Below are 12,066 nucleotides of genomic sequence, written 5' to 3' on the forward strand. Positions count from 1 at the left end.
AGACGTGGCTCAGGACGCCTGTTCCGTCTCACGCACGATGCGCTGGCCGACCACAGCGGACACTCCGTCCTGCCGCATCGAGACGCCGTACAGCGCATCCGCGATTTCCATGGTGCGCTTCTGGTGGGTGATGACGATGAGCTGGCTGGTGGCCCGCAGATCCTCGAAGATGGTCAACAGCCGGCCCAGATTCGCGTCGTCCAGCGCGGCCTCGACCTCGTCCATGATGTAGAACGGGCTCGGCCTGGCCTTGAAGATCGCGATGAGCAGGGCCACAGCGGCCAGCGACCGTTCGCCGCCGGAGAGCAGCGACAGCCGCTCGATCTTCTTGCCCGCCGGCTTCACCGACACCTCGATCCCGGTGGTGAGCATGTTCGCGGGGTCGGTGAGCTGGATGCTGCCGCTGCCACCGGGGAACAGCACCGGGAACACCTCGGCGAAGGCCGCCTGGGTGTCTTCGAAAGCGCTGGCGAAAATGGTCCCCATCTTCACGTCGATGTCCTCGATGATGGTCATCAGATCGGCCCTGGTGGTGGTGAGGTCGGTGAGCTGCTCGGTGAGGAATAGGTGGCGTTGTTCCAGCGCCGCGAATTCCTCGAGCGCGAGCGGGTTGATCCGCCCCAGACGGGCATACTTGCGTTCGGCGGCCGCCAGGCGCGCCCGCTGCTCCTCCCGGTCGTACGGCGTGGCCGATGAGGCCTCGTCGTCGGCGGGCACGAGCTGGTCCGGGCCGTATTCGCCGACGAGGACGTCCTCCACCAGGCCCAGTTCGCTGGCGGCGCGCTCGAGAAGCGCCGACAACTGCAGTTTTTTCTCGTAGATCGCCAGTTCGAGGCCGTGTACGTTTTCCGTGATGGCCTGCAACCGGCTGCGCAGTTCGGTCTCGGCCCGACGGAGGGTGCTCAGCTCGTCGTTCTGGCTGGTCCGTTTGGCCTCGGCGACGGCCAGCCGCTGCCGCGCCTGGGCCACGGCGCCGTCGACCGACGCGAGCACCGCCGGCAGCGCGTCGGCAACGGCGGATGCTGCATCCACCTGCCGGCGGCGGAGAACGGCCCGGCGGGCGGCGGCGTCCGCCTCGGCCCGGTCGGATTCGAGTTGCCGGGTCAGGGAGAGAACGCGGGCCTGGCCGCCACGCAGACGCTCTTTGGCGGTATCCACCTGCAGACGCGACTCGATCTCGGTCTCCCTGGCCCGCTCGAGTTCTGCGTACAGGGCGTCGCGGGCGGTGACGTCGAGGATGGGCCGCGGCGTGGAGCGTCTGATGTCCAGAGCGGCGGCTGCTTTCCTGGCGGCGCTCTCGGCCTCGGCGACTCCTGAGGAGGCGAGCTCGGCCGCGGCCGACAGCCTGTCAAAATCCGCGGCCGCGGCGTCGACCTGCACGGTCAGTCGGTTGCGCCGGTCCGCGCGGGCGGCCGCCAGGGTGTTGTGCTCGCGGAGCCGGGCCTGGGCCGACCTGGACCGGTCCCGAGCGCCGGCCAGGAGGGTGCGCTGTTCGCCGAGATCGCCGGAGACGATGCCGAGCAGGCTCGTCACCTCGGCCAGTCGGTGCGCGGCCTCGTCACGTTCGGTGACGAGTTCCAGTTTGCTGGGGGCGGCACCGGAGCCGCCGCGCAACGCGTGGGCGGTGAGCACATCCCCCGCGCGGGTGATGATGGTGGCTGTCGATCCCTGCCCGGACGAGGCCAGGGCATCGGATGCCGCGACGGCGGCAGTCAGATCGTCGACGATGAGGGTGCCCTCGAGCAGCCCGAGCACGCCGGGCGGTGCGTCGACGACGGTGTGCGCGGCCACGACTCCCGGCAGGCCGGAGAGGTCCGGTTGAGCAGCAGACCCGGCGGACCCGGCGTCGGCGGCCCCGGCGAGCACCAGTTCCACCCGGCCGAGGTGTAGCGCGTCTGCGTGTCCGACCGCGGCGACCGCGGCATCCCGGTCATCGGCGGCCACGGCATCGGCGAGGGAGCCGAGCGCCGCCGCGACGGCGCGCTCGAAACCGGGGCGCACGCTCATGACCTCGGCGACCAGACCGCGGATGCCGGCCAGGTCGGCTTCGAGGAGGGCCGAGGAACCGTCTTTTTGGCCGAGTGCCAGGGTGAGGGCGCTCGTGCGGGCCGCCAGCGCATCCCGTTCCCGCTCCTGGCCGTGCAGGAGCTCGCGGAGCCGCTCGATCTCGGCCTCGGCCTGCGACACCTCGGCCTGGGCTAGGTCCACGACCTCGTCGAGGTCGACATCGTTCGCCGCGTCGTCGGCGTCCTCGTCGAGGTCGGCCAGCTGCTGGCGGGATGCGGCGAGTCGATCGCGGGCGGAGTCGAGGGCATCCTGCTGGCGCAGCACCTCCCCGCGCACAGCGGCCAATCGGGACGCCGCGGTGTCGGACTCGCCGGCGAGCTGGGACACCTCGAGGTCATGACGGGAGACGAGGGCGGACTGTGCCGCGATCTCGTCGTCGACGGCGTCCAAGTCGCGGCGCACCGAGGCCGTCGTGGTGCGTGCCCTGGCCCAGGCGTCCTCGGCCGTCGCGATGCCCGCCCGCAGGCGGTCCACTTCCGCCGCGGCATCCTCGACCCGCTGTGGGGTGACGCTCGCGGCCCGTTCGACAGGTTCAGCCTGGGTGCCCAGCAGGGCGAGCCGCTGGTTGGCGAGGGTGTACAGCCCGCGCAGCCGTTCCTGGGCGGATTCAAGGGCGAACGCCGTGCGCCGGGCAATGTCCACAGCATCGCCTACCTGCGCGTCCTCCAGCCGGCGCACCCGCACCTGGTTGTGGTCGAGCTGTTCCTGGACCACCAGGCGTTCGGAGTGCCGTTCGCTTTCGGTGCGGCCGTGGGCGTCAAGGGCCCTGCGCAGCACGATCACATCATCGGCGAGCAGCCGCGCCCGCGCGTCCCGCACGGTGGCGGCGATCTGCTGGGCCTGCCTGGCCACCTGAGCCTGTTGGCCGAGCGGCTTGAGCTGCCGGCGGATCTCCCCGGCGAGGTCGCTGAGCCTGGTGAGGTTGGTCTGCATGGCCTCGAGCTTGCGCACGGTCTTTTCCTTGCGGCGACGGTGCTTGAGGATTCCGGCGGCTTCCTCGATGAAACCGCGGCGTTCCTCCGGGCTGGCGCGGAGCACGGCATCCAACTGGCCCTGGCCGACGATGACGTGCATCTCCCGGCCGAGACCGGAGTCGCTGAGCAGCTCCTGCACGTCGAGCAGCCGGCAGGTGCGGCCGTTGATGGCGTACTCGCTGCCGCCGTTGCGAAACAGGGTGCGCGAGATGGTCACCTCGGCGTATTCGATGGGCAACGCCCCGTCGCTGTTGTCGATCGACAGGATCACCTCGGCGCGGCCAAGCGGTCCCCTGGTGGAGGTGCCGGCGAAGATGACGTCCTCCATCTTGCCGCCACGGAGCGTCTTCACCCCCTGCTCGCCCATCACCCAGGCCAGGGCGTCAACGACGTTGGACTTGCCGGAGCCGTTGGGACCCACGACGCAGGTGACGCCGGGTTCGAACGCGAAGGTCGTCGACTGCGCGAAGGACTTGAAACCTTTGAGGGTGAGGCTCTTCAGGTACAACCCGCTCGTCCTTCCCGCTAAAGTGTCTGACTCAGTCCACGGTACCGGACCGCCGCTCGTTTACTGGGATCTGACCGCCTCGAGATCCCCCGGGAGTGTGTCAGTTCCGCGACACCGGGTCTAGGCTCTGCGGACATGGAGAGTCATTCGTTGGGCATCGATGAATTGAGCGTTCCGGCGGCGCCCGGCGCGACGGGTTGGCCGGAGTTCGTCGCGGCCGTCGACGTGCGCAACCGGGTGGAGGCCCACGCGTACGGCACCGGTGAGCTGGCCCAGTCGGCGGAGGAACTGCTGCCGGGCTACCTCACCCCCGAGCACTCTCCTCGTCGGATGTTCGTGGCCCGCGTCGCGGGGGCGATCGTGGGCCGGGCCGCCTACGAGACGCAGGCGGACCCGTCGTCGGAGTTCGCCTGGTTCACCGTCGAGGTCCTGCCCGAATGGCGGGGCCGGGGCATCGGCAGCGCACTGTTGGACGTCCTGGAGACCCTGGCCGCCGCCGAGCACCGCAGCAGCAGGGTGATCTACGCGGTTTCCCCGCCCGGCCCCGGCGAACGCCTCGTCCCGCCCACGGGTTTCGGATCGGTGCCGCGGGCCAACCCCGAGGTGCGTTTTCTGCTGCACAGGGGGTACCGGCTCGAGCAGGTGGAACGCGGCAGCCGGCTGCAACTGCCGGTGGACCCCGCCGTCCTCGCCCGGCAGCTCAGGGAGGCGGCGGCCCGCGCCGGCGAGGATTATGCGTTGCTGTCCTGGACCGGGCGCACCCCGGAGCGCTGGCTCGAGGACATGGCCCTGCTGTACACCCGCATGTCGACGGATGCCCCGACGGCGGGTCTGGAAGAGCCTGAAGACGTGTGGAGCGTGGAGCGGCTACGCAGCGAACAGGACGCGTACGCGGCAGGCCCTGGCCGGACGCTGGTGACCGCTGTCCTGCACCGGCCCAGCGGTCGCCTGGCCGGTTTCACCGAGCTGTCGGTGCCCGGCGACACCAGCCGGGCCGTGACCCAGGAGGACACACTGGTGCTTCGGGAACACCGCGGACACCGGCTCGGCATGCTCATGAAGCTGGCCAATCTGCAAAGCCTGGCCCGTGAGCATCCCCGGCATCCGGCGGTGACCACGTTCAACGCCGAAGAGAACCGCTACATGCTCGACGTCAACGAGGCGCTCGGTTTCGTTCCGATGGGCTACGAGGGTGCCTGGCGGAAGGTCAGCGCAGCCGCTGACAGCGCGGGCAGTAGTGCGACGAGCGGTTCATGAATTTGACCCGCACGAGGTCGGTGCCGCAGCGGGGGCAGGGCTTGCCGTGTTGCCCGTAGGCGTTGAGGCTGTGCGCGAAGTAGCCGGACTGGCCGTTGACGTTCACGTACTGGGCGTCGAAGCTGGTGCCGCCCTCGGCCAACGCCCGCAGCAGAATCGCGCGGACGGCGGTGAGTAGGCGGCGGGCGCTCGCCGCGGACAGCGTCGCGGCCGGCTGGTCGAAGTGCACCCGGGCGTCGAAGAGTGCCTCGTCCGCATAGATGTTGCCGATCCCGCTGACGACCTGCTGGTCGAGCAACACCCGTTTGATGCCTGACCTGGTGCGGGCCAGCGCTCGGTAGAAGGCCGGGGCGGAGAACGCCGGGTCGAGCGGGTCCCGGCCGATGTGCGCCACCTGGCTGGGGATGAGGCCGGACCAGGCCGGGAGCGCATCCGCGGTACCGGTGGTTGGCCGGCCTGGGGCTATGCCGGGCCCTGCGTAACCGGCCGACCGGCCGTCGTCGGTGGCCTGCATCGTGTCGACGGCCATGCTGCCGAAGATGCGCTGGTCCACGAAGTGCAGGGCCAGTTCACCGTGTTCGGGGTTCTGCAGGGTTAGGCGGATGCGCAGCAGCTTTTCCGGGGTCTCACCCGGGGTACGCAACAGCACCTGTCCGCTCATCCCGAGGTGGGCCACGATGGCCCGGCGCGCGCCCGACCCCGGCGCCTCCCCCGGTGCGACGGCCAGCGGGAACCAGAGGAACTTGCCCCGGCGCACGGCGGCCTCGATCCGGGCGCCGGTCACGAGCGCTTCGAAATCGCCGAGCGAGCGGTCGTGGCGACGAAGGGACCTCTCGTCGAAGATTTCGACACCCGTGATCGCGGCGCCGGACACGGCGGTTTCCAGGCCGGTCCGCACGACCTCGACTTCGGGAAGTTCAGGCACGTGTCAGCGGCGCACGGCACGCAGGCGGGTCCACGCCTCAAGCGCCGCGGCCATCTCGGCATGCTTCTTGCTGGTGCCCTCGCCGGTGGCCGTCACGGCGGTGCCGACACTCACGGTGGCCACGAAGACTTTGGAGTGGTCCGGTCCGCTTTCGGCGACGGTGTACACCGGAACTCCGGCTCCTAACCGCGCGGCGGCTTCCTGCAGGCTGGTCTTGGGGTCCATCGAGATCCCGAAGTGGCCGGGGTCCGCCAGCATGGGCTGCAACAGCCGCATGACAAAACGCGTCGCGGAGTCCACGCCGGTGTCGAGGTAGACCGCGCCGATGAGCGCCTCGACGGTGTCGGCCAGGATCGACGACTTGTCGCGGCCACCGGTGAGGGTTTCCCCACGTCCGAGGCGCACAAAACGACCCAAGCCGATACCGCGGGCGATTTCGGACAGGGCGGCCGTGGACACCAGGCTGGCCCGGCGCTTGGCAAGGTCGCCCTCCGGCAGCTGCGGGTAATCGCGGTACAGCATCACGGTCACCGCCTGGCCCAGAATCGAGTCGCCCAGAAATTCCAGGCGTTCGTTCGTGGGCAAGCCACCGTTCTCGTACGCGTATGAGCGGTGTGTCAACGCGAGTTCGAGAAGACCGGCGTCGACCTGCACGCCAAGAATCTCCTGCAGGGCCGCCATCGGATTCTCCGGCGCCCCTGTCGGTCCCCGGGCAGCAGAAACTCCTGCAGCAGTGACCGCTGCAGGAGCATCTGTTCCGGGATTTGCGTCAGAACCTGACACGGTTGCGCACCACCCCTTGGTTGAAGCTCTGACTAAACGTCAGCGACCTTACGGCCCTTGTACTCCATGAAGAGTGCGGTGCCGGCGGCGTCCGTGACGACCTTCGCGCGGTGCGGGAGGCTGTAGACAACCTTGCCGTTTTCCATGGTCTTCACCAGGGTGGGGGCTTCGGCCTTCCAGCAGGAACGGCGTGAGCGGGTGTTGGAGCGTGATTGCTTGCGCTTCGGGACTGCCATGACTACTTCTCTTCTCTATCCGGTACAGCATGGATGTGCTCATCCGTGCTGATGCTTTCGGAAGCTTGGAATTCCAATAGTGCGGACCATCTCGGATCCTGCACTTCACTCGGTTCGAGTTCAGGGGAAGTGGCACGCCGTTCCCCGGTCTCTGGGTCGAGACCTGGGCAATCCCGCCGGCAAACCGGCTGGAACGGCAGTGACAACACCACTGCATCCCTGATGAGAGGTTCAAGATCCACGTGGTCATCTTGAACCGCACACTCATAAGCTTCATCAAGAGCGTACGCGAAAAGTTCAACAAAATGAACTCGGACAGGCAATTCGATGTCAATCAGGCATCTTCCGCACTCTCCGGCGGCTTTTCCGGTGACATCGGCGGTCACCAGGATGCCCTCGTGGATGCATTCCAGACGCAGATCGGCCTCGAGGGTGGAGCCGGCTTTCACGGCAACGAGCGCTTCACCGAGGTCGTTGGGAACGACGATGTCGATGTTGCGCTCGTACATCGTTCCCGGGCGGTTGATGACGTCGCGAACGTCAACCTTGTACGGGGTCTTCTTGAACTTGATCACAAGGGAAAATTCTACGCGCCCCCGGGCGTGCCGGTGGCCAGGCCCATCCGGCGCAGTGCCGACGAGGTCAGCGACGTCGGGAACACCAGGGCCCTGGCCCGCTGGATGGCCCGGGAACCGTGCCGCACGGCGTGAACGACGACATCAAGATCGGCCAGCAGCCCGGCACCCGGGTTCGTTGCCGACCCGTCCCGGCGGGCGTAGTGTGCCTGTTCGGTGGCCACCAGCATCCGCTCGAGCGCCTCGCGGGCCCGGGGACTGTCGCCCACACCGGGCCGGTCCCGGATACTGTCGGCCAGCTCCCGTGCGGTGAGGGTGTCGTAGACCTCCAACCCGTGATCCACCGCGGTATCGGACAGCTCACGCCAGGCCAGCACCGCGCCGGCCCGATCCGCTGCCAGAAGGCGCCGCCGCCGCCGCCGCCGGGCCAGGCGGAACACGCCGGGGGCGAGCAGGAAAAGCAGGACACCCGTCGCCACGAGCCCGATCCGGGCGAGAATGTTGGGCAACTCATCCTCCTCGGCCGCCAGAGTGTCCACGGGGCCGCCCTCGAATCCGGGGTTGTCGTTGGCCCGCGGCACGACCGACGGCGCCTCACCCGCGGACGGCGCACCGGACGCCGTCGAGCTCTCCGGCGCGGCGTAGTCCGGAACCGTGCCCCGCCCAGGGGTCGGTTCGAAAGGCACCCAGCCGACCCCGACGAAGTAGAGCTCCGGCCAGGAGTGCAGGTCGTGCGAGTCGACGTTGTACCGGTTGATGCCGTCGACGGCCGTGGCCGTCCGGGTGCCGGGGAGGTACCCCAGCACGATCCGGGCCGGGATGCCCAGGCTGCGCGACATCAGGGCCATCGCCGAGGCGAAGTGCACACAGTAGCCGCGTTTCACGTCGAGGAACGTGGCGATGACATCGGCCCCGCCGCCGTCGTACCCCTCATCGACCGGAGCCTCGGTGTCGTAGTTGAATTCACTTCCGCGCAGGTAATCCTGGATGGCCACCGCGGCGTCGTAGTTCGACTCCGTACCCGTACTGACGATGCGGGCGGTGTCACCGATGATCCCGGGTGTTCCCATCGGCAGGAACAGACTCGGCTCGATGTCGACGGGGTACCGGGTGCCGGACTCACGAAGTTGTTCCCTGGTGGGCTGCAGTTCGAGGGACGTCACCGCGTAGCGCTGGCCGATGGTCGTGCTGTCGGTGCTCGAAATGGCTCGGGTGTCGTTGTTCCAGAACCAGTCCCCGGTGAGCCCATCGACGCTCGTTGCGGGCACGGGGACCGGCAGCATGTCGGTGCGGACCCCGTCGATGTCGATGATGGTGTTGGCCTCGGTCCTGGCCACCCGTTGGGAGAGCCCCGGCGGATTCGCTATGGAGTCGACGGTCAGGTCCTCATCGACCTCGACGGCCCTCGGCAGCCACGTGGTGCCCTTGATGTCATCGAGGGTGAGCAGTGCGAGGTACGGCTGCTCGACGGCCGTTGTGCGGTAGTGCAGCGCGGGACCGGCCTTGGGCCTGCGCAGGTCCTGGCCGAGTTCGATCATCTGGCTGACTCCGGCACCGAAGAGCGCGCTGTCGGACCGCGAGCCGAAGGCTCCGCCGGAGATCACGGGCGCCGACAGGCTGAAGATCAAGGAGCCGACGATGCCGATGGCAGCGATGGCGATGGCTCCGCGTACGGCCCCGGTCGCACCCGTGATCCCTGTTCCGCGCCCGCCGGCCTGCCGGTTGACCCGCACCCCACGCAGATGCACGTCGATGCGCAGGAGGAGCAGATACGCGGCGGCTGTCGCAACGAGGGCGACCCAGTCCGCACCGGTGGACACCACAAAACCGGGTACCGCAACGGGGACCAGGGCCGGGATCCCGGCCAACGCGGGCCGGCCCAGACCGATCGCGAGGATGTCCATCAGGATCGCCAACAAGCCCACTCCCACGGCCAGGAGGAACAGGATGCCGTCCAGCACCTGGGCCGGAGTGCCCTGCGTCTGAATGGAGCGCACCCCGTCAGTGGCCAGTTCGGTGAAGCGGGCGACGGTATCGCCGGTGGGAACCAGCCAGAGCAGCCCGGTCCCGCCACCGAAGAACAGTGTGAGTAGCACGATGAGCCCACCCGTCGCCAGCAGCGGCACGACCACACTGTGCACCCCCGCCCGACGCAGCCCTGCCGAACCGACGAGCACGACGCTCGCCACGATCAACAGCACCAACCACCACGACGATCCGGCCAGGACGGCGCCCAGGGCGGTGCATCCGGTCATCAGCAGCACCAGCAGCGCCAGGGTGAGCGGCCAGCGCACGATTTCAGTTCTGGTCATCGCGTCGCCGCCGTGTCCTGCCCGGCCTGCGCCCACGCAACCGCGACCGGTGCCGACGTATCCACCAGCGCGCACTGCCAGCCGGCCTCGCTCAGGCGTTCGATGGAGTCGGCGCTCATGGTGTCGAACACGAACGCGACGGCGGGCTGGCAGAGGCCGCGCAAGGCGACCAGGTCACGCGTGTCGGCGGGGCCGATATCGACGAGAACCGCGAAGGACGGAACCTGACGGCCCAGAGTCGCTGCCGGCCGGTGGCCGAGGCCGTCATCGATCGCGGCGTGGGTCACGCGGTCACGTCGGACCACGATCGCCAGGGCATCGACAAGCGCGGGCACGCCTTCCGGACCGGTGAACGAAGCCGGGTCGTCGCCGCGCAGGCCCCCTCGCCGGCCGTTGTCCGGATCGTGAGGAACCCTGGAGTCCCCCGCCACTGGCCGCACGGGGAGGAGCTGGCAGGGGCCGAGCTCCACCACATCGAGTCTGAACCCGCCCTCGAGCAGATGAACGGCGACGGACGCGGCCAACTCGATGGCCAGCTCGAATTCGGCGTCGTGCCCGCGGTCGGCGCCCCGCCCTCCGCGGGTGGTGTCGAGGATGACGCGCGCTTCGGGATGGCTGCGTTGTTCCTCCTGCCGGACCATGATCTCGCCATGCCGGGCGGTCGCCGGCCAGTTGACCCTGCGCATCGGGTCCCCCGGCCGGTACTCCCTGGCGATCAATTCATCCGAGTCATTGTTGAGATGCCGAACACGTTCATGGCGGGAGCCCTCGCCCCGTGTGATCGACACACCGTTGCCCGGCAGCGAGGTGACCCTGGGCGTCACGGTCAAATCATGCGGTGAGCCGATCGGCCACTCGCTGTAGGCGAGTCCGAAGGGGTCCGACCGGCCGAGCATCAGCGGTCCGATCGGATACACCCCCCGCCGGGATGGATGCAGCTGATAGCTCACCACCGCGGTGTCTGCGGCGCTCGAGCGCCCGGCTCGCGCCGGTGCGAGGGACCGCAGCGGCTGGCTCGACGGCACGCTGACGCCCCTGACCGCCGTGTCGCGCCAGCGCAGTCCGAGCAGGGGCGTTGGGGCGAGATTGCGGATCTGGATCGTCACGGTGGCGCTGGACCCCGCTGTCACGGTGCCGGGCCTGAACGTGCGGGTGACGGACACGCGCACCGGATGGACGAGGACGAAGCCGAGGGCCACTGTCGGGACCAGAAGCAGCACCCCGGCCACGAACAGGAGGTCGCGTTCGTCGTAGGCCCAGGCGACCGCGAACAGCACCGCCCCGACGCCCAGGAAAACGGCCCCGCGCACTGTGGGGCGAACCAATCGGCGGGCCCGGCCGCGTCGCCCGGTCAGGTCCGTCCGGGTCATGCCCCTCTGCGTCTTGCTCATCTGCGTCACGTCCACCTGCATCTATGGCCCATGATGACTCCGATAGTGTGCCGCCCGCTACAGGCGGCCCTGCGACCCCGTCGGCACGGGCGTGGCCGCGAGGATGCGCCTGATCGTCTCCTCGATGAGCAGGGCGCTGTCCTGCGATCGATGGCCCAGTGCCCGGGTGGTGGGCACCAAACGGTGCCCGAGCACGGCGACGGCTAGCGAGTCGATGTCGTCGGGAAGCACATACTCCCTGCCGTGCAGAGCCGCCTGGGCCTTCGCGGCCCTGATCAGCTGCAGGGTAGCCCGCGGGCTCGCCCCCAACCGCAGGTCGCGGTCGTCCCGGGTGGCCCGCACCACGGCGACGGCGTACTCCTTGACCGCCCCGGAGGCGAACACGCTCCGTGCGGCCGACATCATGCCCCGCAGCTGGGGGCCGGTGACCACGGCGTCGATCCTGGACAGCGGGCTGGTCAGGTCGCGGGAGTCGAGCATCGAGAGTTCGGAGGCCGGGTCGGGGTAACCCATCGAGATGCGCGCCATGAAACGGTCGCGCTGGGCCTCGGGGAGGGCGTAGGTGCCCTCCATCTCGATGGGGTTCTGGGTGGCGACGACGGCGAACGGGCGCGCCAGCGGATAGCTGTGTCCGTCGACGGTGACCTGGCGTTCCTCCATGCACTCCAGCAGCGCGGATTGGGTCTTGGGACTGGCCCGGTTGATCTCGTCGCCGATCACGATGTTCGCGAAGATGGCGCCGGGCTTGAACTCGAACCGCCGCTCGGACTGGTTGTAGATCGACACACCCGTCACATCCGAGGGCAGCAGGTCCGGCGTGAACTGGATGCGGCTGACGCTGCAGTCCACGGACTTGGCGAGCGCTTTGGCGAGCATGGTCTTGCCCACTCCGGGCACGTCCTCGATGAGGAGGTGTCCCTCGGCGAGGAGCACCGTGAGCGCGATCTGCACGGCCGAATGCTTGCCGTCGATGACGGACTCGACGTTGCGCATGATCGCGAGGGCGGCTCCCTGCACGTCGGCGAGAGCCACGTCGGT

At 68.9% G+C, this 12,066-nt stretch carries 9 protein-coding genes; 1 reads left to right on the forward strand and 8 read right to left on the reverse strand.

What is annotated here, in order from left to right:
* Positions 1-9 precede the first annotated feature (9 nt).
* Complete coding sequence (gene smc, locus B7495_RS10345) at positions 10-3,549, reverse strand: chromosome segregation protein SMC (RefSeq protein ID WP_088456495.1); 3,540 nt, start codon at positions 3,547-3,549, stop codon at positions 10-12.
* Positions 3,550-3,684: 135 nt separating this feature from the next.
* Here smc and B7495_RS10350 point away from each other — a divergent pair, with 135 nt between their 5' ends.
* Complete coding sequence (locus B7495_RS10350) at positions 3,685-4,806, forward strand: GNAT family N-acetyltransferase (RefSeq protein WP_088456496.1); 1,122 nt, start codon at positions 3,685-3,687, stop codon at positions 4,804-4,806.
* Here the strand turns inward: B7495_RS10350 and mutM are convergent.
* The 7 genes from mutM to B7495_RS10385 form a co-directional block, all read right to left on the reverse strand.
* A complete protein-coding gene (gene mutM, locus B7495_RS10355) occupies positions 4,757-5,731 on the reverse strand; it encodes a bifunctional DNA-formamidopyrimidine glycosylase/DNA-(apurinic or apyrimidinic site) lyase (protein WP_088456497.1) in 975 nt (324 codons plus the stop codon). The two genes, B7495_RS10350 and mutM, sit on opposite strands and share 50 nt — an antisense overlap.
* A 3-nt stretch (positions 5,732-5,734) precedes the next feature.
* Positions 5,735-6,412, reverse strand: coding sequence for a ribonuclease III (rnc, locus tag B7495_RS10360; protein ID WP_088456498.1), 678 nt, complete (start codon positions 6,410-6,412; stop codon positions 5,735-5,737).
* A gap of 134 nt (positions 6,413-6,546) precedes the next feature.
* Positions 6,547-6,750 carry a 50S ribosomal protein L32 gene (gene rpmF / locus B7495_RS10365; RefSeq protein ID WP_066596228.1) on the reverse strand — a complete coding sequence of 68 codons (204 nt, stop codon included), beginning with the start codon at positions 6,748-6,750 and terminating at the stop codon, positions 6,547-6,549.
* A 2-nt stretch (positions 6,751-6,752) separates the two neighbouring features.
* The gene (locus tag B7495_RS10370) at positions 6,753-7,325 is read right to left on the reverse strand and encodes a YceD family protein (protein ID WP_327016791.1); all 573 of its coding nucleotides are present in this window, start codon (positions 7,323-7,325) and stop codon (positions 6,753-6,755) included.
* A gap of 11 nt (positions 7,326-7,336) precedes the next feature.
* Entirely contained in the window at positions 7,337-9,637 is a 2,301-nt protein-coding gene (locus B7495_RS10375) for a DUF3488 and transglutaminase-like domain-containing protein (RefSeq protein WP_151199561.1), read from the reverse strand.
* On the reverse strand, positions 9,634-11,007 hold the full coding sequence (locus tag B7495_RS10380) for a DUF58 domain-containing protein (protein ID WP_205748666.1): 1,374 nt from the start codon (positions 11,005-11,007) through the stop codon (positions 9,634-9,636). The genes B7495_RS10375 and B7495_RS10380 overlap by 4 nt, the downstream gene beginning before the upstream one ends.
* Before the next feature lie 78 nt (positions 11,008-11,085).
* Positions 11,086-12,021, reverse strand: coding sequence for an AAA family ATPase (locus B7495_RS10385; protein WP_370028266.1), 936 nt, complete (start codon positions 12,019-12,021; stop codon positions 11,086-11,088).
* Between the last annotated feature and the right edge of the window lie 45 nt (positions 12,022-12,066).

Source organism: Cryobacterium sp. LW097, assembly GCF_002205495.2.
Lineage (GTDB): Bacteria > Actinomycetota > Actinomycetes > Actinomycetales > Microbacteriaceae > Cryobacterium > Cryobacterium zongtaii.

Bases quoted from the DNA above. Each gene is read 5' to 3' on its own strand.
- B7495_RS10350 (WP_088456496.1), top strand. From the start codon at position 3,685: ATGGAGAGTCATTCGTTGGGCATCGATGAATTGAGCGTTCCGGCGGCG.
- rnc (WP_088456498.1), bottom strand. From the start codon at position 6,412: ATGGCGGCCCTGCAGGAGATTCTTGGCGTGCAGGTCGACGCCGGTCTT.
- rpmF (WP_066596228.1), bottom strand. From the start codon at position 6,750: ATGGCAGTCCCGAAGCGCAAGCAATCACGCTCCAACACCCGCTCACGC.
- B7495_RS10375 (WP_151199561.1), bottom strand. From the start codon at position 9,637: ATGACCAGAACTGAAATCGTGCGCTGGCCGCTCACCCTGGCGCTGCTG.
- B7495_RS10380 (WP_205748666.1), bottom strand. From the start codon at position 11,007: ATGACCCGGACGGACCTGACCGGGCGACGCGGCCGGGCCCGCCGATTG.
- B7495_RS10385 (WP_370028266.1), bottom strand. From the start codon at position 12,021: ATGCGCAACGTCGAGTCCGTCATCGACGGCAAGCATTCGGCCGTGCAG.